The organism is Streptomyces dryopteridis, from assembly GCF_049606955.1.
Classification (GTDB): Bacteria; Actinomycetota; Actinomycetes; order Streptomycetales; family Streptomycetaceae; genus Streptomyces.
This window is the reverse complement of the sequence record NZ_CP187114.1, coordinates 180,728-205,631: the sequence shown is the minus strand read 5'-3', so window position 1 is coordinate 205,631 and position 24,904 is coordinate 180,728. Positions and strand designations below refer to the sequence as shown.

The 24,904-nt window shown below is 74.4% G+C and carries 18 protein-coding genes, 1 tRNA gene and 2 pseudogenes; 10 read left to right on the top strand and 11 right to left on the bottom strand.

What is annotated here, in order from left to right:
• Positions 1 to 96 precede the first annotated feature (96 nt).
• Positions 97 to 1,515, bottom strand: coding sequence for a polysaccharide lyase 6 family protein (locus ACN20G_RS27280; RefSeq protein WP_424215856.1), 1,419 nt, complete (start codon positions 1,513 to 1,515; stop codon positions 97 to 99).
• Positions 1,516 to 1,730: 215 nt separating this feature from the next.
• Between ACN20G_RS27280 and ACN20G_RS27275 the strand changes: the two genes are divergently transcribed.
• Complete coding sequence (locus ACN20G_RS27275; protein ID WP_424215855.1) at positions 1,731 to 2,315, top strand: hypothetical protein; 585 nt, start codon at positions 1,731 to 1,733, stop codon at positions 2,313 to 2,315.
• Positions 2,316 to 2,342: 27 nt separating this feature from the next.
• Here ACN20G_RS27275 and ACN20G_RS27270 read toward each other — a convergent pair whose 3' ends face one another.
• The 3 genes from ACN20G_RS27270 to ACN20G_RS27260 form a co-directional block, all read right to left on the bottom strand.
• Positions 2,343 to 3,986 (bottom strand): esterase/lipase family protein, encoded by a 1,644-nt coding sequence (locus ACN20G_RS27270; RefSeq protein WP_424215854.1) that lies wholly within the window; start codon positions 3,984 to 3,986, stop codon positions 2,343 to 2,345.
• A 226-nt stretch (positions 3,987 to 4,212) separates the two neighbouring features.
• On the bottom strand, positions 4,213 to 6,072 hold the full coding sequence (locus ACN20G_RS27265; RefSeq protein WP_424215853.1) for an acyltransferase family protein: 1,860 nt from the start codon (positions 6,070 to 6,072) through the stop codon (positions 4,213 to 4,215).
• Positions 6,069 to 7,136, bottom strand: coding sequence for an LCP family protein (locus ACN20G_RS27260; protein ID WP_424215852.1), 1,068 nt, complete (start codon positions 7,134 to 7,136; stop codon positions 6,069 to 6,071). Before ACN20G_RS27260 ends, ACN20G_RS27265 begins: the two co-directional genes overlap by 4 nt.
• 494 nt (positions 7,137 to 7,630) lie before the next feature.
• Here ACN20G_RS27260 and ACN20G_RS27255 point away from each other — a divergent pair, with 494 nt between their 5' ends.
• Positions 7,631 to 8,938 (top strand): class I SAM-dependent methyltransferase, encoded by a 1,308-nt coding sequence (locus ACN20G_RS27255; RefSeq protein ID WP_424215851.1) that lies wholly within the window; start codon positions 7,631 to 7,633, stop codon positions 8,936 to 8,938.
• Positions 8,939 to 9,057: 119 nt separating this feature from the next.
• Here the strand turns inward: ACN20G_RS27255 and ACN20G_RS27250 are convergent, their stop codons facing one another.
• Positions 9,058 to 10,878, bottom strand: a complete 1,821-nt coding sequence (locus tag ACN20G_RS27250) for a methyltransferase (RefSeq protein ID WP_424215850.1) — start codon at positions 10,876 to 10,878, stop codon at positions 9,058 to 9,060.
• Between the two features lie 99 nt (positions 10,879 to 10,977).
• Entirely contained in the window at positions 10,978 to 12,198 is a 1,221-nt protein-coding gene (locus tag ACN20G_RS27245) for a 4-hydroxybenzoate 3-monooxygenase (RefSeq protein WP_424215849.1), read from the bottom strand.
• A 409-nt stretch (positions 12,199 to 12,607) separates the two neighbouring features.
• Here ACN20G_RS27245 and ACN20G_RS27240 point away from each other — a divergent pair, with 409 nt between their 5' ends.
• The 5 genes from ACN20G_RS27240 (at position 12,608) to ACN20G_RS27220 (ending at position 17,658) form a co-directional block, all read left to right on the top strand.
• Positions 12,608 to 13,831 (top strand): LacI family DNA-binding transcriptional regulator, encoded by a 1,224-nt coding sequence (locus tag ACN20G_RS27240; protein WP_424215848.1) that lies wholly within the window; start codon positions 12,608 to 12,610, stop codon positions 13,829 to 13,831.
• Complete coding sequence (locus tag ACN20G_RS27235; RefSeq protein ID WP_424215847.1) at positions 13,773 to 15,053, top strand: MFS transporter; 1,281 nt, start codon at positions 13,773 to 13,775, stop codon at positions 15,051 to 15,053. Before ACN20G_RS27240 ends, ACN20G_RS27235 begins: the two co-directional genes overlap by 59 nt.
• Before the next feature lie 79 nt (positions 15,054 to 15,132).
• The gene (locus ACN20G_RS27230; RefSeq protein ID WP_424215846.1) at positions 15,133 to 16,494 is read left to right on the top strand and encodes a GH1 family beta-glucosidase; all 1,362 of its coding nucleotides are present in this window, start codon (positions 15,133 to 15,135) and stop codon (positions 16,492 to 16,494) included.
• 264 nt (positions 16,495 to 16,758) lie between these two features.
• Positions 16,759 to 17,052, top strand: a complete 294-nt coding sequence (locus ACN20G_RS27225) for a hypothetical protein (protein WP_424215845.1) — start codon at positions 16,759 to 16,761, stop codon at positions 17,050 to 17,052.
• A gap of 24 nt (positions 17,053 to 17,076) precedes the next feature.
• Positions 17,077 to 17,658: a YbaK/EbsC family protein gene (locus ACN20G_RS27220; protein ID WP_424215844.1), complete on the top strand. Its 582-nt coding sequence runs from the start codon at positions 17,077 to 17,079 to the stop codon at positions 17,656 to 17,658.
• A gap of 51 nt (positions 17,659 to 17,709) precedes the next feature.
• Here ACN20G_RS27220 and ACN20G_RS27215 read toward each other — a convergent pair.
• A tRNA-Met gene (locus ACN20G_RS27215) sits at positions 17,710 to 17,786 on the bottom strand.
• A gap of 75 nt (positions 17,787 to 17,861) precedes the next feature.
• Entirely contained in the window at positions 17,862 to 18,848 is a 987-nt protein-coding gene (locus tag ACN20G_RS27210; protein WP_424215843.1) for an aminoglycoside phosphotransferase family protein, read from the bottom strand.
• Positions 18,849 to 19,455: 607 nt separating this feature from the next.
• Here ACN20G_RS27210 and ACN20G_RS27205 point away from each other — a divergent pair.
• The 3 genes and pseudogenes from ACN20G_RS27205 to ACN20G_RS27195 all read left to right on the top strand — a co-directional run.
• Positions 19,456 to 20,964: pseudogene (locus ACN20G_RS27205) on the top strand (PTS transporter subunit EIIC); the annotation flags it as partial.
• A 107-nt stretch (positions 20,965 to 21,071) separates the two neighbouring features.
• Positions 21,072 to 21,356, top strand: coding sequence for a hypothetical protein (locus ACN20G_RS27200; RefSeq protein ID WP_424215842.1), 285 nt, complete (start codon positions 21,072 to 21,074; stop codon positions 21,354 to 21,356).
• A gap of 116 nt (positions 21,357 to 21,472) precedes the next feature.
• Positions 21,473 to 21,733, top strand: a complete 261-nt coding sequence (locus ACN20G_RS27195) for a hypothetical protein (protein WP_424215841.1) — start codon at positions 21,473 to 21,475, stop codon at positions 21,731 to 21,733.
• Positions 21,734 to 21,746: 13 nt separating this feature from the next.
• Here ACN20G_RS27195 and ACN20G_RS27190 read toward each other — a convergent pair whose 3' ends face one another.
• The 3 genes and pseudogenes from ACN20G_RS27190 to ACN20G_RS27180 form a co-directional block, all read right to left on the bottom strand.
• Positions 21,747 to 23,816 (bottom strand): FtsX-like permease family protein, encoded by a 2,070-nt coding sequence (locus ACN20G_RS27190; protein ID WP_424215840.1) that lies wholly within the window; start codon positions 23,814 to 23,816, stop codon positions 21,747 to 21,749.
• Between the two features lie 200 nt (positions 23,817 to 24,016).
• Positions 24,017 to 24,670: pseudogene (locus tag ACN20G_RS27185) on the bottom strand (ABC transporter ATP-binding protein); the annotation flags it as partial.
• A complete protein-coding gene (locus tag ACN20G_RS27180) occupies positions 24,667 to 24,810 on the bottom strand; it encodes a hypothetical protein (protein WP_424215839.1) in 144 nt (47 codons plus the stop codon). The gene ACN20G_RS27180 and the pseudogene ACN20G_RS27185, both read right to left, overlap by 4 nt.
• Between the last annotated feature and the right edge of the window lie 94 nt (positions 24,811 to 24,904).

The window sequence follows — 24,904 nt, the reverse complement described above, 5'->3', positions numbered from 1 at the left end:
CGACGGGTTCATCGTAGGGTCGCACCCGCCGTGCCCGGGGACGCGGGGCGGGCCCGGGCCGGCGTGCGAACCCGTTCACTGGCCGCCCCGCCCCGGTCAGGAGGCGTTCGGGCCCACGTCCGCCGGCAGCAGCGGGCGCCGGAGCGGCGCGGCCGCGGAGTACTGGTCGGAGCCCACGTCCCGGGCCGAACCGCGCGGCTGCCCGTCCACGTCCTCGGTCACGGAGACCGCGGTGCCCACGGCGGCCCCGATCGCCGGGCTCCCGGCCGTCAGCCGGAACACCCCGTCCGCGCCGGCCGCCAGCTTCGGATCCACCCGCCGGAAGCCGGCCGCCGGCGCGTTCCCGTCGGCCGCCGCGCCCCAGAACAGGTTCCCGGCCCAGGTGAACCCGGTGGTCGCGCCCATCGACACCAGCGAACCGCTCGCCGCCACCAGCAGGTTGTCGGTGATCGTCACCTCGCGCGGCTCGAAGGCGCGGGTCTCGCCCGACAGCGGCTTCACCGTGTTCACGACCGTGTTGTGCGCGATCACGACCCGGTCGCACGCGTCGTTGCCGCGCCGCGAGGTCGCGCTCTCGCCGTCCGTGTGGTCCCGCACCGTGCCGCTGCCCACGACCAGGCCGCGCTCGGTCAGGCCCGCCAGGTGGTTGTTGACGACGACGTGGTCGTTGCCGTACACGCGGATGCCGTTGCCGCCGCCCAGCAGGTGGTTGCCCTCCACCCGGTTGCCGTTGCCGTGCCGCAGCACGATCCCGCCCAGGCTGTCGCGGATCGTGTTGTAGCGGACCACCGCCCCCGATGCCTTCACCGAGATCCCCTCGGGGTCGCCGTCGCAACCCTCCAACAGGTTGTACTCGATGACGGCCGCCGAGTCCGACAGGGCCCGGGCACTGTCGCCGAGTCGGATCGGCTCGCCGCCGTTGTCCCCGACGAAGCCGTGGCCGGAGAAGCGGTTGCGCATGATCTGGGTGCCCCGGGCCACGGTGGTCGGGGTGGGACCGGCGACCACGAGGAAGCAACCCCGGGTCACGCGGTCGTGGAAGTGGTTCCGGTCGATCTTCACGCCGTCCGCCCAGACGGTCACCCAGTCCACGTCGGTGGTGTCGACCAGGCTGATGTCGTTGCGGGTCAGGCGGATCCCGACGGCGCTCGCCGGGACCACCAGGGTCTGCGAGTGCCGCAGGCGCAGTCCGCTGAGCACCACGTGCGAGGCGTCCGCCAGGTCGAAGCCGGCGCCCCCGGTGATGGTCGCCCCGCCCCGGGTCCGCGCCACGACCGTGATCGGCGCGTCGGCGGTCCCCGACCGGCCCGCCAGCGAGAACCCGCCGGCCGGGGCGGCGTAGGTGCCGTTCTCCAACACGATCCGGGTGCCGGGGCCGGCGGAGGCCAGCGCCGTGCGGAGCGCGGCCGCGGTGGAGACCGGCGTCTCCGGGACGGCCGCGAACGCGCCGCCGGCGAGCGGCAGTCCGGCGGTCGCGCCCACGAGGGCGCCGGTGAGGAAGGTGCGACGTCGCACGGCAGGACTCTCCTGATCGTCGATCTCGACCGCGCGGCCGGCCCGGTGCGGGCGCGCGGGGGTTTCGGGTGTGGGGGGAGAGCGGGGGAGCGGACGGGCGGTGGACTCCCCGACCCGGCCGGGACCGGGAGGGATCACGACCGCAGCTTGCCAAAGATCCGCGCGAACCGGTAGCAGTCCCCGATGCGCGCGACGGGCGCGGAAGAATGATCCCCATGGAGACCGAGCCCCCGCCCTGGAAGATCACCCTGGTCTGTGGCGCCTCGGGCGTCGGGAAGTCACGGCTCGCCGTGCCCCTGGCCCGGCGCTACGGGCTGCCGCTGACGGAGGTCGACGACATCGTCACCGCCGTCACGGCCCTGACCACCCCCGCGCAACTGCCCGTGCTGCACTTCTGGGACACGCACCCGGAGGCGGCCCACTGGCCGGCGGAGCGGATCGCCGAACTGCACCTGACCATGGCCGAGGCCCTGCTGCCGGCCGTCCGCGCGGTCGTCGAGGACCACCTGGCCTTCGACGCGCCCGTGGTCATGGAGGGGGACTTCATCCTCCCGGAGCTCGCGGCCGAGTATCCCGGGGCCGTCCGCGCCCTCGTCGTCACCGAGGACGACCCCGACCGGCTGACGGCGAACTTCGCCGCCCGCGAGCCCGGCCCGGAACAGCGCCCGCGGGCCGAGACCGGACTCCTCGTCGGGGCCGAACTCGCCCGCCGTGCGCTCGCCGCCGGCCAGGCCGTCCTGCCCGCCCGACCGTGGGACGACGGCCCGGACCGCGCGGACCGCGCCCTGCGCACGAACTGAGCGCCCACCCGTTCCGCACGGTTGCGCTCACCCCGTGACGGGCGAACCGTCGCACAGCACCGTCCACGTGACGCGCACGTGCCCGCCGTCGTCGCCCCGGAAGGAGTCGACGCGGGTCCCGGGCCGGTCGTCCCACGGGTTCCACTCCACCGAGCCCCGCGCCACGAGATCGTCCGCCGAGGACTTGTCGAAGTCCCACACACGGACCTGGAGCTGCACCGGCGCCGGCCCGAACACCGCGCCCGAGCCGATCCGCTGGTGGAACCACGGGTCGGGGTCCGCGCGACCGCCCCGGTTGGGGAAGGTCGACGGGTCGGACGCGGGCCGCGACCACAGCACGTCCCGGGAGCCGTCGCCGGCGCGCAGGGCCACCTCGCCGTAGAGCGCGGGCCGGGTGCTGCCGTCGTCGAAGTACACCAGCTCGGCGGAGTCCACCCGGGCCCGGCACGGCGGACCGGTCGGCGTCACGGGCGCCACGGTGTACACCACCGTCACCTCACCGCCGTCCACGCCCCGGAAGCGGACCGTGTGCCGGCCGACGCCGACGGCCGGGTCCCAGTGCACCCGACCGGCGGCGAGCACGTCGTCGTTGTTGCCGGCGGTGCGGTCGGCGTCGCTCACCCCGACCGAGATCGTGGCCCGCTCGGTGAACTCCCGCCCGCGCGCCCCCTCGTCGAGCCCGAACCAGGGGTCCCAGTCGGGGAACGCGATCGCGTCGGCCCGGTCGCGGTGCCACAGCGGGCGCTCGGTGCCGTCCGCGCTCAGCCCGATGCCGTCGAACAGCTCGGGCGCGGACTCGTCGCTGCCGGTGAGCCGGGCCTGGTCGACGGTGATCCGGAAGGGGCCGGTGGGCACGTCCACCGTGCGGGTCGGATCGGCCGCGAACTCCCGCAGGATCCGCTGCCACACCCACGGGCTGTCGAGCAGCCCCTGGTGCGAGGGGCAGCCGCTGTCGTCGACCGGCAGGCGCAGGTTCACGGCGCCCGCCAGGTCGGTGGTGCGCGGGGCGAACGAGTCCTCCGGGGGCACCTGGGTGTCGCAGGCGGAGGAGAAGGTCAGGTAGCGGGTCGGGCCGGGGGTCTCGTCGCCGGAGTTGAGGGCGGTCAGGAAATCGCTGCCGGGGGCCATGTCGGCGAGGGAGGCGGCGTGCAGATCGCAGAACGCGCCGAAGGGCGCGCAGTAGCGGGCCTGGCCGGTGCCGTGGTTGGGGCCGCCGAGCGAGACCCAGGCCCGGACCCGGGCGGAGCCGCCGGCCTTGAGGTGGGCGCGGGTGAGGAGGGAGCCCATGCTGTGGGCGACGACGTTGACGGCCCGTCCGGGGAAACGTTCCTCCAGGAAGGCGCCGAACGCGTCGGCGTTGGCCGCGTTGGACCGGGTCCAGTCGTAGCCGAAGGAGGCCAGGTCCCCGCCCGCGTACCCGGCGGCCATCAGCCGGTCCTCGACCCCCCGGAAGGCGTTCGCGGTGTCCCCGTAGCCGTGCACGAGCACCACGGGCGTGCGCCGCACCACCGGGACCGTCCCGCCCCCGCCGGCCCCCGCGGCCGCGTCGGCGGCGCGGGCGGGCGAGGCGGGCAGCGCGGGGAGCAGGGCGAGGACCAGCAGCGACAGCAGGGCCACGAGCCGCAGGGGCAGGGGCGCGCGGCGCGGGGGCGGGGCGAAGGGACGACGCATGGGACTCCTCGGACGACGGAAGCCTCGACGGGCGCACGGGGTACGGGGTGCGGCGGGTGCGGGCGGGCCAAGCTAGCGCCCCGACCCGCGCGCCGGGAACGCCCGACGGCGCCCCCGTGGCCGATCTCCCCGAAACCCGCACGAGCCCGCCCGCCTTCGCCCCGACTCGTCCCCACCACGCGCGCCGCGCCCACCGCGCCCGCCGGGCGCGGGCCGGGTCGGGGCCTCAGGCTCCGGGGGGCAGGCTCGCGAGGGCGGCCGCGACGGTGTCCGCGTAGATCTTCGCGCCGCCGGGCCCGGGGTGGGTGTGGTCCCCGGCGAGGAGGTCGTCGTGCCCCGTGATGGCCCGGTCCCAGTCGGCGACGGCGACGTGGGAGGAGTTCTTCGCGGCCACCCGACGGATCGCCCGGTTGACCGAGTCCTGCCAGCCGTCGGGGACGTGCACGGTGACGAGGACGACCCGTTCGGCGGGTCCGACGCGGTCGATGGCGGCCTGGAGGTCCTTCTCCCCGCCGACACCGTTGGTGCCGAGACCTATGACGAGGGAATCCCCCAGGGGCCCCCGGCTCTTGAGGGCGTCCACCTCGCGGACGAGGGCGGAGAGCTGACGGCCCACCTCGGCGTCGACGGCGATCTCGGGGAACCGTTGCTTCAGTTGGGGGGCGGCGGCGATCATGACGGAGTCCCCGATCGCCGTGACCTTGTGCCCGCCGGCCTTCGCCTCACGGTCGGCGTGCGGTCCCGAGGGGCCCGGGTCCTCGCGCAGGGCCCGGCGGCCGAGCTCGATCCGCTCGGCGGCGGAGTCGCCGCCCGCGGGGGCCGTCGCGACGCCGAAACCGGCCGTGACCACGGCCGCGGCCAGCACACAGGCCGTGACCGCGACCGGCGCCGTGCGCCGGGGCGAGGCCCCGAACCCGGCCAGGAGGTGCAGCGACCGGCGGGCACAGGCCCGGAACCCGTGCCGGCGCAGGGGCTCCTCGACCCACCGGTGCGAGAGCGCGGCCAACGCGACCGCGACGGCCGTCGCGGCCAGGGCGCTCAAGGGGGCGTCGGCGGCGGTCCTGCCGTCCGGGGTGGCCAGCGCGATGGCCGGCAGGTGCCACAGGTAGATCCCGTAGCTGCGGCGGCCGATCCACCGCAGCCAGGAGGCCCCGAGCAGCGAGGGCATGAATCCGGCCGGCCGCGTGCAGCTCGCCACGACCGCCGCCGCGCACAGGGCGGCGGCGACGAAACCGGCCGGGTAGAGCACGTCGGAGTCGTCGGCGGCGGTCCAGGCGAGGGCGCCGGCCAGGGCCAGGCCGATCACGCCGCACAGGTCCGGGAGGCGGGGCAGACGGGGGTGGCGGGGGTGCCGGAGCAGCCCGGCCGTGGGGAGGGCCAGGGCCAGGGCGGCGCCGATCAGGAGGGGGAAGACGTGGGTGTCGGTACCGAAGTAGACCCGGGAGGAGTCCGCGCCGGGCCGGTGCAGACAGGCCATCGCGGTCACCGAGGCGGCGGCGAGGACCGCGACGATGGCGGCCCGGCCGGCCGGCCGGCGGACCAGGGCCAGGAGGGCGAGGAGGACCAGGGGCCACAGGAGGTAGAACTGCTCCTCCACGCTGAGGGTCCACAGGTGCTGGAAGAGGGGCAGCGGGCCGAAGTGCGCGAAGTAGGAGGCATCGCCCGCGATCTGCCACCAGTTGTTGGTGAAGGTGGCGGTGGAGACGAGCGCGCCGGCGGTGCCCGCGAGACGCTCGGGCCGCAGGAGGGTGGCCACGAGGGTGGTCGTCAGCAGCACGAGGGCGAGCGCGGGCAGCAGGCGGCGGGCCCGGCGGATCCAGAACCCGCGCAGGTCGACGCGCCCGGTCGCCTGGTGTTCGGCCCGCAGGAGGTCCGTGATGAGGAACCCGCTCAGGACGAAGAACAGGTCCACGCCCAGGAACCCGCCGGGCAGCCACGCGGGGTTCAGGTGGTAGACGACGACGCCGGTCACGGCGAGCGCCCGCAGACCGTCGAGGCCGGGCGCGTAGGGGCGGCGGAGGGCGGCGGGCCGGTGGGGGACGGGCGGGAGGGGGAGCACGGGCGGGGGGTTGCCGGCGTGGGTCACGGTCGGTGGCCGCCTTCCGGTTCGGGCGCGGGCGCTTCGGGCGCGGGCGTGGCGGGCAGGGGGGTGTCCTCGCGGATCGCGGTGAACAGGGCCTCGGCCTCGGGGTGTCGGACGGCCAGCCGGTTGGGGTCCGGCGGGTAGGTGGTGACGGGCAGGGTCCGGAAGACGATCTCGGAGGGCTCCAGGCCGCCGAGGCTGCCCGCGAGGTCGGCGAGGGCCCGGACGGAGGCGAGGGCCTTGTCGGTGGTGAGCGCGGAGGTGGCCGTGTCGGCGATCCGGTAGAGCCTGACCGGGTTCCTCAGGAGTCCGGAGTCGTGGAGTTGGCCGGCGAGGGCGGCCATGAACTTCTGTTGGAGGCCGATGCGTCCGAGGTCGCCGCCGTCGCCGATGCCGTGCCGGGTGCGGACCAGGCCGAGGGCCCGTTCACCGTCGAGGTGGTGGGTTCCGGCCGGCAGGTCGAGGTGGCTGTAGGTGTCGTGGATGGCCCGGTCGGTGGTGACGGTGACCCCGCCCAGGGCGTCCACGAGCTTGCGGAACCCGGTGAAGTCGACGTCCACCACGTGGTCGACGCGTATCCGGCCGAGTTCCTCGACGGTCTTGACGGCGCAGGGCGCGCCGCCGGTCGCGTACACGGAGTTGAACATGACCGGGTCGGCCTCCCGGGCGGTGCCGCCGCCGGGCAGCGGGCAGGCCGGCCGGTGGACCATGGTGTCGCGCGGAATGCTGATCACGGTCGCCGCGTGCCGGCCGGTCGGCAGGTGGACCAGCATCGCCGTGTCGGAGCGGGCGCTCCCGGTGTCCTCGCCGTACTCGGCGTTCTTCCCGCTCCGCGAGTCCGAGCCCAGGATCAGGATGTTGAGGGATCCGTCGGGCCCGCGGGCCGGGCGGTCACCGCCGAGGGCGGCGTCCACGTCGGCGACGGAGATGTTCGATTCGAGCCTGAGCCAGAGCAGCCCGCCGCCCAACGCGAGGACCACGACGGGCACCACCGCGGCCCACATCCAACGTCGGCGGGCGGGGCGGGGCCGGGGGCGGGCGGGGGGTTGTCGGTGGGGAGGGGCCATGACGAGGTGTGCTCCGGGACTCGGTGTGCGGGGGTTCCGCGACGGTCGGGCACAGCCTGCGCCGGGTATTTCTCGGCCCGGTGCCCGGAAGGGGCCGGTGGGCCATCGGTGGGGTTGCGGCCGTGTATCGGCCGGGCGGGCCTGTGTATCGGTCGTGTATCGGCGCCGTGGCGCGCTCCGGCCGCACGGGGCCGTCTCGCGAGGGTGTCCAGGGGAGGCGTCGGGATCAGCGGGAGCCGTGCCCGGGAGGGGCACGGGGCGTGCGCCGTTTCCGGTGACGGTCCCAGGGGGCGGCCTCGTGTCGCGGCGTCCTCGGGTGGGCCGACGGAAGAAGGTTAGATACAGACCAGATGGACGCCTGGGGGGTGCGCCCTCGGTGGCGGGGCGAACCGTGTGAACTCGCGTGCCGTCGTTGTCGTCAAATTGGTATATATCTGGACTGGCCTGCGGGTGTGTCCTCCCCGCGGCCCCGCCTCCCGTCAGGAGTGATGTCCGTGACCAGGAACCACGCCGTACGCCTCGCCGCAGCCGTCGAACGCCTGTTGCGGGCGCCCCTGCCGCTGCGGCTGCGCCTCTGGGACGGCAGCGAGGCGGGCCCGACCGGGGCCCCCGTCCTCGTGATCCGACATCGGCGGGCCCTGCGCCGCCTGCTGTTCCGGCCCGGGGAACTGGGGCTGGCCCGGGCCTGGGTCGCGGGCGAGATCGACGTGGAGGGCGACCTCTTCGAGGCCCTCGACCTGCTCGCCCCCCTGGTGTGGGCCGGCGACCCCGCCATCCGTCGCCCCTCGTTGCGCGAGGCATCCGTCCGCTCCGCCCTCGCCACGCTCGTCGGCCTGGCCGGCCCGCTGCCGCCCCCGCCGCCGCCCGCGGAGGAGATCCGACACCGCCGCGGCCGGGCCCACTCCAAGAGCCGGGACCGACGCGTCATCGGCCACCACTACGACGTCGGCAACGAGTTCCACCGCCTCCTGCTCGGCCCGTCCATGGTCTACTCCTGCGCCTACTGGTCCACCCCGGACACCGGCCTGGACCGCGCCCAGCACGACAAACTCGACCTGGTGTGCCGCAAACTCGACCTCCGCCCCGGCCGGCGTCTGCTGGACGTGGGCTGCGGATGGGGCTCCCTCGCCCTGCACGCCGCCCGCGCCCACGGGGCCCGGGTCGTCGGCGTCACCCTCTCCCGCGAACAGGCCGAACTGGCCGGGAAACGCGTGGCCGAGGCCGGCCTCGCCCATCGCGTCGAGATCCGCCTCCAGGACTACCGGGACGTCACCGACGGCCCCTACGACGCGATCTCCTCCATCGGCATGGCCGAACACGTCGGAACCGTCGAGTACCGGCGCTACGCCGAGCTCCTGTACGGCCTGCTGCGCCCCGGCGGACGCCTCCTGAACCACCAGATCGCCCGCCGCCCCCTCGCCGACGAGAGCCGCTACCGGATCGACCGGTTCATCGACGCCTACGTCTTCCCCGACGGCGAACTCGCCCCCCTCGGCGCCACCACGGGACTGCTGGAGGCCGCCGGCTTCGAGGTGCGCGACGTCGAGGCCCTGCGCGAGCACTACGTCCTCACCCTGCGCGCGTGGGTCCGCAACCTGGAGGCCGACCGCGACCGCGCCGCCACGCTCACCACTCCCGGCCGCGTCCGCGTCTGGCACCTCTACACCGCCGCCTCCGCCCTCGCCTTCGCGCACGACCACATCGGCGTCCACCAGATCCTCGCCACCCGCACCCCCGACGACGGCGCCTCCGGCCTCGCCCTGCGCCCCCGCGCCTGGACCGGCGACCCCGGGCGGCCCTGACCCGCGCACGCCCGCGCACCCCGTACCGCACCGGAGCGAAGATCCCGGGACACACGGGCGGCCCCCGAACCGGGCCCGGTTCGACCCGGCCCGGGGGACCGTCACCGTCCTCTCCTCCGTTACCTCGTCTGGGGCGTGGGCAGGTGCGGGGTCCGGCGGTCCGCGGAGGCGCGGGCGTGCAGGACGTGGCCGCCCAGGGGCAGGGGCGCGGTGTCGACGAGCCGCAGCCCGGCGTGTTCGAGCAGCTCGGCGTAGTGCGCGGCGGTGCGTTCGCGCCCGCCCACGTTGCACATCATGTGCAGGTCCCAGGCGGTGGCCGTGGACGGCGAGTCGTCGGCCGGCAGCAGCCGCTCCACGATCAGCAGGTCGGCGTCGGCGGGCATGGCCCGGGCGCAGTGGGCGAGGATCTCGCGGCAGCGCGCGTCGTCCCAGTCGTGCAGCACCCGGGACAGCACGTACACGTCCCCGCCGGGCGGGACCTCGGCGAAGTCGCCCACCACGTACCCGCAGCGGGCGCCGACGCCGAGGGCGTCGAGGTGCCGGCGGGCGCCCTCGACCACGTGCCCGCGTTCGAGGAGGACTCCGTCGAGGCCCGGATGGGCGGCCAGGAGCCGGCCCAGCAGTTCGCCGGTGCCGCCCGCCACGTCGACGACCGTGCGCCGGCCGGGGCCCGAGGCCGCGGCGAGGACGGCGGGGTGCGCGGGCAGCGGCTCGAACATGAGGGAGCTCGCCGCCATGGAGCGGTCGAAGCGTGCCGCGAGTTCGGGATGGCGGGCGAAGTAGTCGAAGTGGTTCTCGCCGAAGAGCTGTTCGAAGCCGGTGCGTCCGCTGCGGACGGCCTCGGTGAGCAGGGCGAATGACTGGTAGAAGGCCCCGCCGTACATGAGGGCCAGGGCGCGCATGGAGCCGGGGGAGTCCGCGCGCAGCAGCGCCCCGAGGGGCGTCAGCCGGTAGCCCGCCGGTTCCCGGGAGACGACGCCGAGCATGGCCAGGTAGCGCAGCAGGGTGGCCAGGTTGTCGGCGTCCACGTCGAGGTCGCGGGCGAGCGTGGCGACGTCCGCGGGGAAGGAGGCGTGACGGGGGGCCTCGACGGCGCCCGCCGCTTCGAGGGCCTCGGGGAGCCGCAGCCGGGCGCAGGCGGCGAGGGCCTGCGTGGTCCAGGCCCCGGTCATCAGCCGCAGGAGGGTTTCGGCGGGTTGACCCGCCCGGTGGTCCGCGAGGTGCTCGGCGAGGGTGTCGCGGTGGTCGCCCGGCGCGTAGAGCTCGATCCTGCGGTAACCGGCCTTGGAGTGGGCGGGGGCGGTGAAGTAGAAGACGGTGCCGTCCTCGTGCGGGTTGTGGCCGCCGCCGTCGGCGTGGGCCCCGTGCCGGGACAGCAGGTCGCGCAGGCCGCGCAGGACCAGCGGGTCGGGCGCGGTGACCTCGAAGGCCACGTGCGCCTCGTGCTCCGCGTCGCGTTCCTCCGCCGCGATGCGCGTCAGGGGGGTTCCGTCGGGGGCGTACAGGGAGAACACCTCGACCAGCCGGTGCCCGGCGTCGGCGCTGTCATCGCCGTCGCCGTCGCCGTCGGGACCGGGCACGCGGGGGCGCAGGATCCGCACGTCGAGCCGGTCGGCGTCCAGGCCGTGGCGCCGTGCGAGACGGTCGCGCACGACGACGCTGGGGTGCGTGCCCGTGTCGGGGTCCAGCCCGCAGTCGGCCAACTGCCGTCGCAGAGAAAGCTCGTCGGGAGGGAGCACGAGCAGGGCGGCGTGCGCGAAGCGGCAGCGGTCCGCGAGGGCGGCCAGTTCCCGCGCGTTCAGGTCGGGCAGCAGCAGGCCCAACAGGGTGGTGGTGTCGTGGTCCCGCACGAAGGACACGGCGGCCCGCAGCCGGTCGGTGTCCTGCCGGACCTGGTCGGGCGGGTTGAGCGAGTCGGGCGTGGCGGTGGGGGTCGTCATGCTGAGGGACGTCCTCGTCTCGAAGTCCGGAGGTCTCGAATGGTCCGCGGCGCGTGGGGACGGACCGGCGGGGCCCGGTGGGGGTGGGGCGGGGGTGGGTCAGAGTCCGACGTAGTTCTCGGCGAACCAGTGCCGGTGGGCGAGGGAGGTGCGCAGGGAGTCGAGGCGGGCCTGGCGGGTCCGCTCGCGGAAGCCGCGCTCGTCGGCGGCGAGGGTGGGGTCCGGATCGGCGTGCAGCAGTTCGATCATCCAGTGCGAGAACTCCTGCGCGCGCCAGATGTGCTCCAGGCAGCGCCGGGAGTAGTCCGCGAGCCCGGTGGGATCCCCGTGCCGCAGGTCTGCGACCAGGGCCTCGGCCAGGATCTCGGCCGCCACGACGGCGAGGTTCGCCCCCTTCGCGCCGGAGGGGCTGATCAGGCCGGCGGCGTCGCCGGCGAGGAAGAGGGAGCCGTGGCGCAATGGCTCCAGCACGTCCGAGCGCAGGTCGACGAGGGTGCGTTCGGTGATCGGGCCGCGGCGCAGCGCCCCGTGCTCGGTCGCGCCCAGGCGCAGGGAGAGCTCCGCCCAGATCTCGTCCTCGGACCAGGCGTCGGGGTCGGTGCCGGGCGCGACCTGGAGGTAGTAGCGGGTGACCCGGGCGGATCGGGCCATGTGGCCGGCGAAGCCGCGCGGGTGGACGGCGTACCCGACGGCGTCCAGGCTCTGCGGGGCCTCGGCGATCAGGCCGAGCCAGGTCACCCCGTGGTCACGGCGGTGGCGTACCGTTTCGGCGGGCATGGAGCGCCTGGCCGCGCCGTGCCGGCCGTCGCACCCGGCGACGTGCCGGGCGGGCCGGCGGCGCAGGACGCCGTCGCGATCGCGGGCCTCGACCTCGGGCCGGGGCCCGAGGGGGTCGTGGACGGCGACGGCCTCGGTGCCGAACAGGATCCGGCCCCCGGCCTCCGTGTAGCGGGCCAGGAGGTCCGCGACGAGGCGGTGCTGCGGGTAGACGGTGTGCGCGACCTTGGCGCCGAGTTTCCCGTAGTCGATGCGGAAACGATTGTGCTGGGTGCGGAACTCGCAGACCCCGTGTTCCCGCCCGTCCCGGCGCACCCCCTCGGCCAGGCCGTGGCGTTCGAGCACCCGCACGGCGTGCTCGGCGAGGTACCCGGCGCGGGCCCTGGCCAGCACGTGCTCGCGCTCGCCGCGCTCCAGGACCAGGCAGTCCACGCCGGCGGTCAGCAGCAGATTGCCGAGGACCAACCCGGCCGGCCCGGCCCCCAGGATGACGACCTCGGCCGCTCCCGCGGTCGTGGGTGACGCCTTCAGACTCGCTGTCATGGGGCTGGATCATAGGGAGTCGCCATGGCCGGATCTCGCCGAAATCCCCCGAACGCCGTACACACGGATGGGGTTTGTGGGGTTTCAGTGGCGCGAGTGACTCCGGGGGCGCATTCGCCGGGAACCGATCATCCGATCATGGGCCCGCCTGCCCGCCTGCCCGCCTGCCCGCCTGCCCGCCTGCCCGCCTGCCCGCCTGCCCGCCTGCCCGCCCGGCCGCCCGCCCGGCCGCCCGCGTGGCCGTCGGTCGATCGTCGCCCGGCCGTCGGTCGGCCACCGGCCCCGCCGGGGGTTCCGGCACCCGCGGTCCTGGGGCCCTTGACCTGCGGCCGAGACGTCCTTTACGTTGCAGGAACAAGTTCCGGAATCGATTCCGGAAATTTCGGGAACCGAGGGAAGAGGTGTGACCGTGAACGCGCGTTCCGACGCATCGCGACGGCCCACCATCGCGGACATCGCCCGGGCGGCCGGCGTGAGCAAGCCGACCGTCTCGCGCGTGCTCAACGAGCGCCCCGACGTCAGCGAGGCCACCCGCGCCAGGGTGCTCGCGGCCGTCGACGAGCTGCGCTACGTGCCCAGCCACGCCGCCCAGACCCTCCGCACGGGCCGCACCCGCACCCTCGGCCTGGTCGTCCCCCTGCACCTGTGGGGCTGGCTCAGCGACATCCAGCGCGGGGTCGCGGCGGAGACCGCGCGGCGCGGCTACTCGCTGCTGCTGCACACCCTCGGCGAGGGACCCGAGGCGGCGCGCGCGTTCACCGAGGAGACCCTGCCGACCATGGCGGTCGACGGACTCGTGCTGCTCATGGCCGACGAGCTGCTCCCCCACCTGGACGGCTCCACCCTGCGCGGCACCCCCGTCGTCGTGGTCGACGACCGCGACGACGCCCCCGGCCCCGTGCGGATCGGCGTGGAGAACGAGGACGGGGCCCGGGCCCTGACCCAACACCTCCTGGCCGTCGGCCACCGCCGGATCGCGTTCGTCGGCGGACCCGCCGAGCACGCCTTCGTCCACGAACGGCTCGCCGGCCACCGCGCCGCCCTCGCCACCGCCGGCGTCCCCGCCGACCCCACCCTGGAGTTCCTCACCCCGGGACGGGAGCCGGACGCGGCCGAGACGGTCCGCGCCCTCCTGCGCCACCCGGACGGCGCCCCCGACGCCGTCTTCGCCGTCCACGACGAACTCGCCTACCAGCTCATGGCGCACCTGCGCGCCGCGGGCGTCGACCTTCCCGGGGCGATGGCGGTGGTCGGCTTCGACGACATCCCGCCCTCCCGCGTGACCCACCCGCCGCTGACCACCGTCCGCCAGCCCTTCCCCCAGCTCGGCCGGGAAGCCGTGCGCACCGCACTCGACCTCGTGGACGGCCTCGCCGTGGCCCCCACGCACCGCCTGCCCACCACCCTCGCCCTGCGCGCGAGCTGCGGCGCGGGCCTTCAGACCTCCGTACCCGGCGGCCCCGGGCGTTCCGCAGACGCCCCCGTGCCCGCCGTCCGACGACCCGCCCCTCCTGCCGAGGGTCACCCCACCAGCACCCCGTCACACCCACGGCAGGAACCCCATGGACACGACAATGACGTCGACCGCACCGACACCCTCCGAACCACACCGCGAGGCCCCGGCCGGACGTGAGCCCGGCCGCAAGCCGGCCCTCTTCGTCCTCCTCTACGCCGTGGCCCTGATCGGCGCCTGGATCGCGATCATGGCCCCGCCGACGGTCTCCCTCGCCCTGCGCGTCGCCGAGATCGACCCGGCCGGGAAGGTCGCCTCGCTCTCGCTGGTCGCCGGCGTCGGCGCGCTGTTCGCGATCATCGGCAACCCGCTGTTCGGCAAGCTCAGCGACCGCACCACCTCACGGTTCGGGATGCGCCGGCCGTGGATGATCGCGGGCATGCTCGCCGGCGGCCTCGGCCTGCTGCTGATCGCCGTCGCCGACAACATCGCGCTGGTCATGGTCGGTTGGTGCGTGGCCCAGCTCATGTTCAACGCCCTGCTCGCCGCGACCTACGGCGTGCTGCCCGACCAGTTCCCCGTCTCCCAGCGCGGCACCGTCTCCGGGATCATGGGCATGTGCCTGCCGCTGGGCACCATGGCCGCCACGTGGATCGTGCAGCTCACCCCCGGCTCCACGTTCTGGATGCTGATGCTGCCCGTGCTCGTCGGCGCGGCCCTGATGGTCCCGTTCCTGATCGCCCTGAAGGACCGCCGCCTGAGCCCCGCGGGCCGGCCGCCGTACAGCGTCCGCGAGTTCGCCACGAGCTTCTGGGTCAACCCGCGCCGCCACCGCGACTACAGCTGGGCCTGGCTGAGCCGCTTCCTGCTCTGGATGGCCGTCGCCACCTTCCAGACCTACATGGCCTACTACCTCAGCGACCACCTCGGCATCGCCGAGAACGAGGTCGCCAACAAGGTCTTCATCGCGAACCTCGTCAACAACATCGCCCTCATGGCCGTGATCGTCCCCAGCGGCTGGCTCTCCGACCGCGTCGGCCGCCGCAAGCCCTTCGTCCTGGCCGGCGCCGTGGCCATGGCCGCCGGCATGGGCCTGCTCGTCACCACCTCCTCCTGGGCGCCGTTCCTGATCGGCTGCGCCCTCACCGGGGTCGGCATGGGCGTCTACTTCAGCGTGGACATCGCGATCATCTCCGAGGTGCTGCCCAACCCCGACGACGCGGCCAAGGATCTGGGCGTCATGAACATCGCCTGCACCCTGCCCTACTCCGTCGTCCCCGCCATCGCCCCGCTCTTCCTCGCTCTCGGCGGCGCGGGCGACAACTACCCGGCCCTGTTCGTGGTCGGCGCGGTCCTCGGCCTCCTCGGCATCCCCGCGATCCGCCGCATCTCCAAGCGCTGAAACGCGCCCGCGCCCGCGCCCGCCCCCACCCCCCCACGCCTTCCTCCCGTCACCGTTCCCCTCGAAACGGAGCTCCGCCATGACCTTCCCCGACACCTTCCTCTGGGGCGTGGCCACCGCCGCCTACCAGGTCGAGGGCGCCGTCGCCGCCGACGGCCGCGGCCCCTCCTCCTGGGACGTCTTCTCCCACCTGCCCGGCCGCACCCACCGCGGCGACACCGCCGACATCGCCGCCGACCACTACCACCGCTGGGAGGACGACCTCGACCTGATGCGCGACCTCGGCGTCAAGGGCTACCGCTTCTCCATCGCCTGGCCCCGGATCCAGCCCGACGGACGCGGCGCGATCAACCCCAAGGGCCTGGACCACTACAAGCGCCTCGTCGACGGCCTCCACGACCGCGGCATCGCCCCCATGGCCACCCTCTTCCACTGGGACCTCCCCAACACCCTCGAAATCGACGGCGGTTGGACCTCCCGCGAGACCTCGCACCGGTTCGCCGAGTACGCCGGCACCGTCCACGAGGCCCTGGGCGACCGGATCCCCACCTGGATCACCCTCAACGAGCCCGCGATGCTCGCCTGGTGGGGGTACGCCATGCCCACCTGCGCACCCGGCGTCGGCGACCCCGCCGCCATGCTCCCCGCCATGCACCACCAGCTCCTCGGCCACGGCCTCGCCGTCCAGGCCATGCGCGCCGGCAGCCACACCACCGAGATCGGACTCACGGGATCCTTCTGGCCCACCCGCCCGGCGAGCGACACCGAAGCCGACCGGAACGCCGCCGCCTGGGTCGACGCCAACCTCAACCGCCTCGTCACCGACCCCCTCTTCAAGGGCGCCTACCCCCGCCACGCCCTCGACCGGCACCGCGAGATCACCGGAGCCGAGGAGCTGCCCTTCCTCCACGACGGGGACCTCGCCACGATCAACCAACCCCTCGACTTCTTCGGCCTGAACTACTACGCCCCCATCCACCTCGCCGCCGACCCCGTCGGCCGGGCCGGCGCCGTCATCGGCCCCGGCCTGAAGGCCCGCGAGGTCGTGCCCGCCGGCGCCGAGGTCGCCCCCATGGGCTGGATCATCGACCCCACCGGCCTCACCGACACCCTCGACATCCTCCACCGCGACTACGGCACCCCCGTGTACATCACGGAGAACGGCATCGGCCTCCACGACTACGTCAGCCCCGAGGGCACCGTCGAGGACACCGACCGCGTCGCCTACCTCACCGCCCACCTCGACGCCTGCTCCAAGGCCCTCGACAACGGCGTCGACCTGCGCGGCTACATGGCCTGGTCGCTGATGGACAACTTCGAATGGGCCGAGGGCTACTCCCGCCGCTTCGGTCTCGTCCACATCGACTACCCCACCCAGACCCGCACCCCCAAGGCCAGCGCCGGCTGGTACCGGGACCTCATCGCCCGCAACGGCAACTGACCCCCCACACTCGCGGTCGGGACCCAACCCCATCCCCCGCCGGGTCCCGGCCGCGTACCCCCCTCGGCTCCCGCCGCCGGTCAGGTACCGGTGACGGTGGCGCCGGGGGTTTCGTGGTTCCCGGCGCCCCCGTCTCATCCCACGACCCCGCCCGCCGCGCGCACCCGCACTGGTAGCCTCCCGCGTGTGTCCCACCCGCCCCGCGCCCGCCGTGCGGGCCGCCGGGTCCGGGACGGGTTCCGGAACGAGGAAGGCCGCAGCGGCATGAACGAGCACCACACCAGCGGTCCGTACCGCGTGGAGTACACCGAATCCGCCGCCGCCGTCCGCGACACCCTGCCCCGGGAACGCCGGGAGCAGCTCTCGCGCGGCCTGCGCGTCCTGGCCCGCGACCCCTACACCAAGGCATCCGCGCAGATCGGCCCGCACGAGGACTCCCGCAAGGCGATGGTCGCCCCCTCGCTGCTGATCGAGTACGGGGTCCTGCAGGGCGTCATGGTCGTCGTCGTGGTCTCGGTGCTGGACGACATGGAGTTCATCGCGGCGGCGGAGGACTGACCCGGCGGGTGTTAGCGTGCCCGGATGCGTGCTCACTTGGGGATTTTCGACAGGTTCGACAACGCCGTGCCCGCTCCCAGCCGTCTCGGGGAGCTCGTCCGCCCGGTGGCCGAGGCGATCGGCGGCTGGGTGGGGAAGGTGCCGGCGGAGCGGTTCCTGTACGTCGACACCGACCCGGAGGTGGCCGACACCGCCGCGTTCGTCGCGCACCACGGGCCGGAACTGATCGAGGCGTCGGCGAACTGCGTGGTGGTCGCCGCGAAACGCGGCGGGGAGACCACCCTCGCCGCGTGCCTCGTCCCGTCCGCCGGTCGCGTCGACGTGAACGGTGTCGTGCGCCGCCACTTGGGCGCCCGCAAGGTGTCGTTCGCCCCGATGGACACGGCCGTGGAGGCCACCGGCATGGAGTACGGGGGCATCACCCCCCTCGGCCTGCCCGCGAGCTGGCCCCTGCTGGTGGACGCGGCGGTGGTCGAGCTGCCGTACGTCCTGATCGGCAGCGGCCGCCGGCGCGGCAAACTCATCGTCCCGGGCGCGGCGTTCGCCGAACTGCCCACCGCCGAGGTCCTCCCGAACCTGGCCCGGACCCCCACGGCCACTCCCTGACGGCAACGCGAGCGGCCCCCTCGACCTGATGGGTCGAGGGGGCCGTCGTGTTGGTAGCGGGGACAGGATTTGAACCTGCGACCTCTGGGTTATGAGCCCAGCGAGCTACCGAGCTGCTCCACCCCGCGTCGTGAACACCACCCTACGCCATCGACGCGGCGGTCGAGACCAGGCGGGCCCGCGGGGTGGGTCGGCCGGGTCGGTCAGCCGGAGCGCCGGACGGCGTCGACCGCGTCGAGGTCGCGGACGGCGGCGGCCGTGCGGGCGATGATCGCGTCGCACACCGCGTCCGGCTGGAACCGGGGCTGGATCGCCTTGCGGCCCCGGGTCGTGAGCCAGATGTACAGCGGGTAGAGGGTCTGCGCCCGGTAGGCGAGCCACGCCTCCTCGAACGCCGGCGGGGCGCCGCCGGCGGCGCCGAGCCGATCGAGGTAGTGGGCCAGCAGGTCCCGCTCCCACGCCCGACGGTCCTCGACGGCCAGACCCGAGGTCATCACGTAGGCCACGTCACAGGCCCAGTGCCCCCGCATCACGACCTGCCAGTCGAGGAAGCCCATCCGCCCCTGCGCGGTCCGGTACGTGTTCCCGATGTGGGCGTCCCCGTGCAACAGGGTCCCCGGGCCGCGCGCCGCCTGCCGCAGGGACTCGCGGAGCGCCGCGTAGAGGGCGTCGGGCGAGGCCCCGGCGCCCGGGGGCAGGACGGCCGCGGCCCGGCGCGCTCCCACCCGGGACTGGGCGTCCATGCCGATCAGCCGGTCCATGTTCGCGAAGTGCGCGTCCGGGGTCTTCAGGAACCCCAGCCCGGACAGCCGAGGGTCCTCCCAGGTCCGGCCGTGCCGCAGCGCCGTCTCCGCCAGCAGCCCCTCGATCTCGGCGCGGGTGTACGGCACGGTGGGATCGAGGAAGACCGCGCCCTTGGTCGCGGTGAGGTCCTCGGTGACCACCACGCACCGTCCCGTGGCCGGATCCGCCGCCCCGTGCACGCCCCGCGGGGTCTCGATGTCGAGGGTGGGCCGGAGCACGTTGTAGAAACCGGGCTCGCCGATCAGCACGCCGGCCAGGTGCAGGGTCAGACGCTGCACGAGCCCGGCCGTGGTCTTCACGAACAGGCTCGCCGGCAGCCCCGCCTCGACCCCGGCCTCGTTGTGGACCGGCGACAACCGGAACCGTGACGCGGTCCCGCTGCTCACCGGGGTCACCTCGCACCCCGTCACGACGGCCCCGGGCGTCCCGGCGCACAACACCCCCGTCAGCCACTCCGGGGTCAACTCCCGCGCCGTCACCGGCACACGGGCCGCCGCGCCGCCCGGTCCGCGCCGGGCCGCGCTCCGCAACCCGTCTCGGGCCGCGGCGGCCCCGATGCGCGTCAGATTGACCAGAACCTCGCCCGTGCCGCCGCCACCCATCCGTTCCCCCCACCCCTGGATCGGCCCGAGCCGGGACGGAAGCCCCCGCCCCCGACCACCGCGCCGCTCACCGACATCCCTACCCGCCGACACGCCCCGTCACGCGGCCACGCGGCGACACCCGATCGCAGGCCCCCGCGTCGCGGGCCCAAAGGCCCCGCGGAGCGGGTCCAATGGTACTCACGCGGACCGCTCACGAGCGTAATATCAACGACGCCGGAGTGATCGTCCGGGGTGCTTCCCGTAAATGAGAGTCCGTCAGCCGTTCGGTTGTGGGACGCATTTCGAATGCCGTGGTGCCGAAAGGTCCCCGGTGTTCCCTCCCACCCGTCGCGGATTCCCATGGAGCACGTCCGTCCTGTGCTGTAACCAGAAGATGCAAGGACGCATCATGCAAGAATCCACAGCAAAATCCGATTCGCCCGCGGAGAGAATAGTCCGGGGCGTCGGCGGACCCGAGAACATCGAGAGTCTCACCCACTGCGCGACCCGATTGCGCTTCCAGCTCCACGACGGCGGGAAGGTCGACCGCGCCGCGCTCGACGCCCTGCCCGGGGTCATGGGCCTCGTGCCACAGGCCGGGGACCGACTGCAGATCGTGATAGGGGGCGCCGTCGCGAGCGTGTACGCCGAGATCACGAACCTGCCGTCGATGCGGCAGGGCGCCGCAGCGGCCCGCACACGGTCCGACGCCGAGCTCAAGGAATCCATACGGGCCCGCAACCGGGGCCGCTTCGCCTGGTTGGACAATTTCTTCGAGTACCTTTCCGACTCGTTCCGCCCGCTCATGGGCGTACTGCTCGGCGCCTCCCTGATCATCGCGATCGCCTCGGTCCTCGACGCCGTGGGCGTCGTCGACTTCCGCGCCGAGAACAAATCCGCCACCTGGGTGTTCGTCGACGCCATGTGGCGTTCCGTGCTCTATTTCCTGCCGGTCATGGTCGCCTACAACGCCGCCAAGAAGCTGAAGATCGATCCGTGGGTCGGCGCGGCCGTGATGGCCGCCGTGATGACCCCGAACTTCACCGGAATGCTCGGCGGGAACGGAAAGATCCCCGGCGTCACCTGCGCCACCAACGCCACCCTGGGCACCCAACAGTGCACCGCGCACGTCTTCGGCCTGCCGATGCAACTCAACGACTACGGCGGCCAGGTCTTCGTGCCGTTGCTGATGGTCGTGGTGCTCGCCGTGGTCTACAAGGGCCTCCAGCGCCTCTTCCCCGACAACGTGCAACTGGTCTTCGTGCCGTTCTTCAGCATGCTGATCATGATCCCGATCACCGCCTTCCTCATCGGTCCCCTGGGCGTCTGGGCCGGCAACGGACTCGGCTCCGGACTGTCCTGGCTGAACGGCAACGCCCCGATCGTCTTCGCGATCATCATCCCGCTGCTGTACCCCTTCCTCGTGCCGCTCGGCCTGCACTGGCCGCTCAACGCGCTCATGCTCCAGAACATCAACACCATCGGCTCCGACTTCATCCAAGGCCCCATGGGCACCTGGAACTTCGCCTGCTTCGGCGCCACCGCCGGCGTCCTGCTGCTGGCGATCAGGCACAAGGAGCCGATGATGCGGCAGACCGCGACCGGCGCCCTGGCCGCGGGCCTGCTCGGCGGGATCTCCGAACCCTCCCTGTACGGCATCCACCTGCGCTTCAAGCGGATCTACCCGCGCATGCTCGTCGGCTGCCTCGTCGGCGGCCTGATCATCGGCCTGTTGGGCGGGGTGGACACCAAGGCATTCGCCTTCACCTCGCTGTTGACCATCCCGGTCTTCTCCCCGATGGCGACCTACGCCATCGCCGTCGCGGCGGCCTTCGTCACGTCGATGGTCCTCGTGTACGTCTCGGACTACCGGTCCCCGGCCGAGCGCGCCGAGGCCGCCGCGGAACGCGAGGCCGCGACCGCACGCCGCTGACCGGCACGGACATCGGATCCGAAGCTCCCGCGCCCCTCCACGGGCGCGGGAGCGCACCGCACACGAAGGGTTGGGAGCACATGATGTGGCTGGTGGCCGTGCCGACGGAGCGGGTGGTGGCCGGGCGCCGCTTCAGGGGCGCGCAGAGCTGGATCATCGAGGCGAGGGACGCCAGGACCGCGATCCGCACCGCGCTGGAACTCGCGACGACCGCCCGCGCACGCCGCCGCCGACGCCACGCGCGCATCGACCCGTCGGGCGCGACGGCACACCGACTCGGAGGCCCCGCCCCCACCGCGACCCCGGAGACCACCCGCTCGCCCCGCCGCCGAACACCCCGCCCCCGCTCGACCACCCCGAACCGGTGCCGCGCGTGATCGGCCCCGCGCGGCGGGACGTTCGGTGGCCCGCCGGTGTGGATCCGGGGGATCGCTCCTGTCGTGGGGGTCGGGGCGGTTACCGTGGCGGGGACCATCGTGTGGGGGAGGAAGCCGTGAGCGGGACGCTCTGGGCGGTGCGGGTCTCGCCGCGGGCCGCGCGGGTCCTCGCCGAGCTGCCCCGGCACGCCGGGGAGACGGCGCGCGACCTCCTCGACATCGCGGCCCGCGCCCCCTGGGGCTGGCCGCAGTGGGACCCGGGCGACCCGGACGGCGAGGACGTCCGGGCCGCGTCGGTGGGGCAGTTGTCGGTCGTCTACGTGGTCAACCGGCTCACCCGCCACCTTTCCGTGCTGCACGTGGTCTGGCTCGATTGAGCCCCCCGTCGGGTCATTCCGACAGCGGCGCCCGGGTGGTGGCCGTGCGGTGCAGGAGCGGGCGGCTGATGCGGGCCGCCAGGGTCATGCCCGCCACGCCGAGCCCCGCGCACGCGGCCAGCGTCGCCAGGCCCGGCAGGTCGACCGAGACCGAGCCGCCCATGACGGTGAGGGGCGCCGAGCAGAAGATCCCGCTGCCGATCGCCAGACCGCCCAGGACCACCAAGGGGGTCACCGTCTCGTGCCGGCGGGCCTCGTCGAGCACCGTCAACGGGGTGCCGGCCAGGTACAGGTGACGGTAGGTGCGGGCCCGGTCGGCCACGGCCGACATCGCGGTCACGGCCGCCGAGGCGGTGGCGACCACCAGGCTCATGCCGAGGATGACGACACCGGCGGTGCGGAAGTCACGGCCGAAGACGCGGCCCGCCCAGTCGGTGTCCTCGCCGGTGACGAACGTGCGCCCGGGGACGAGACCGGCCAGCGCGCCGCGCGCCCGGTCGACGGCCTCCGGGCCGCCGTCCACCGTGAAGGTGACGCTCACGTCGTTCTCGGCGCCCATCGCGACCCAGTCGGTGGTGGTCCCGGAGGGCGTGGGCACGCCGGCCTGCCGCAGCCGCGCCTCGCCCTCCGCGCGCACCCTGTCCACCTCCGTCGGCGCGACGGCGACGGTGAGTTGGCCGGGTTGACCCCACGGGGCCTGAGACTGGCCGCTCATCAGGGCCAGGAACCCGGCCACGAACCCGGCCAGCACCACGCCGGAGACCGCGCGCCACGCGGCCTTGGGGTCGTCGAGGAGACGGCGGCCGGCCAGCAGCCGGGCCGGGTCCTCGGCCCGCCGGACCATCCGCGTGCCCAGTCGCGCGACCGCCCACGGGCCGATCACCGACAGGCCGCCGAAGACGGCGCCGAAGAACAGCACCACCATCGTGACGTCGTCCTTGCTGTCGCTGTCGGAGAACCACAGGTAGGCGCCGATCACCCCGACGAAGACCAGGGCGCGGGCCGCGCTCACGCGGGGCGGGTCGCTGCGCCGGGCCACGCCGAGCGGGCTGACGCTGACCTGCCGCAGGCCGATCGCCGCGCTGACGGCCACGAGGGCGGCCACGCCGAGGACCGTGCCGAGCAGCGGCAGCGGGCCCAGCACCAGGTCGGCGGTGTACCAGGTGCCGCCGGCCACCGGGACCATCGCGACGAGCGGCGCGAGCGCGAGATGGCCCAGGATCCCGAGCAGGGCGCCGGCGCCGCCCGTGAGGAGGGCCTCGGCGAGGGTGACGCCCGCGATCCGGCCCGGGCTCGCGCCGAGGAGACGGAGCGCGGCCAGGCGTCGGTCGCGGCGGGCCATCGTGAGGCGGGCGGCGGAGGCGCCGAGGGAGACCAGCGGCACGACGACGAGGACCGCGCCGACCGTGGCCAGGTTCCGGTACTGGCCGCCGAGCCCGCCCTCGGACGCCGCCCCGGCGAAGGAGGCGATCGGGGTCGGGGGCAGGACGTCGCCGGGACGCCGGGGATCCTCGACGCGCACCGCCCGCATGGCGGCGTCGGTGACGGCCCGGCCGACCACGGCGACGAGTTCGTCCGGGTGCGCGAGGGCGGCCGGGCCGAGGGTGCCGGCCCGCTTGCCGGGCACGAGCCGTTCCCCGCCGTCGAGCGCGGCCAGCGCGGGGGAGACCCACACCTCGCCGGGGCGGGGGAAGGCGCCCGCGCCGGGCGGCACGGGGGCCTCGGCGAGGGTCCGGCCCTTCGCCGGGGCGACCTCGATCACGTGGATCGGCCGCTCGCCGGAGAAGGTGGTGTCCACGGCCTGCACGGCACGGGCCTGCCCCGCCGGCGCGGCCACCGGAGTGCGCCACCGCGTCCGCTCCTCGCGCTCCGCGAAGCCCTCGTGCACGCCGAAGGTGAGCATGAGCAGGGCCGCGCTGACGGCGGCGGCGGTCACCGCGAGGGCGGCCGCGGCGAGCCCCTGGGCGCGCATCAGACGCCAGGTCAGGACCCAGGTGACCTGGTCCAGGGCGACACCGCCCGGCAACGGGCCGAAGCCCCGTGCGCGACGGGCGGTACGGGGGGAGAGGGGGCCGCGCTTCATCGACGTCCACCCCATCCGCCCCGACCGAGGTCGCCGGCGGGACCGTGACCCCGGCCGGGACCGTGGCCGTGATCGGCCACGCGGGGATCCGGGCGCCCGGCGGCCCGGGGGTCGGGCCGGCCCGGTGACGCCGCCGGTTCCGGGCCCGGCCTCCACCCGCCCGGACCGCCGGCCCCGCCCGTCCCGCCCCGCACCGTTTCGATCAGGCCGTCCCGGACGTGCGCGGTCCGGTCGCACCAGGCCGCCATGTCCGGGTCGTGCGTGACCATCACCAGGGCCGCGCCCTGTCGGCGGGTCACGTCGGTGAGCACCCCCATCACCTCGCGGCTGGTGCGCTGGTCGAGGGCCCCGGTGGGCTCGTCGGCGAAGACCACGCGCGGCCCCGTGATCAGCGCCCGCGCGATCGCCACGCGCTGCGCCTGCCCGCCGGAGAGCTGTCCGGGCCGGCGCTCGCCCAGACCGTCGAGGCCGAGCGGGGCCAGCCACCGACGGGCCAGGTCCACGGCCTCGCCGACCGGGGTCCCGCCGAGCATCAGGGGCAGCGCGATGTTCTCGTCGGCGGGCAGTTCGGCCAGCAGTTGGCCGGACTGGAAGACGAAGCCGAAGGCGGTGCGCCGCAGTTCGCTGCGGTCCGGTTCCGCCAGGTCGTCCACGCGGGCCCCGTCGAGGAGCACGTCCCCGCCGTCGGGCCGCTCGATGCCGGCCATCACGTGCAGCAGGGTCGACTTGCCGGACCCGGACGGGCCCATGATCGCCAGCGATTCCCCGGCGGTCACGGCGAGGTCCACCCCGCGCAGGGCGTGGGCCTCGCCGTAGGACTTGGTCACGGCGCGGGCGTGCAGGACGGGGTTCATCGGGCGACCTCCTCGCAGGACGGCAGGAGAGCGGCGAGGTCGCCGTCGGTGTCGCGGTCGAGGACGAGGCAGGCGAAGAGGAGGCACAGGGTGCCGACCGCGGCGGTGGCGGCCAGGACGAGGAGGGCGCTGGTGGTCATGGGGACACCGTCGCCGAACCGTCTTGTCGCCGGCCTCCACCCCGGGATGGGAAGATCGGCGGGGTCCTCCATCTTTTGGTGGGTACGGGCGATC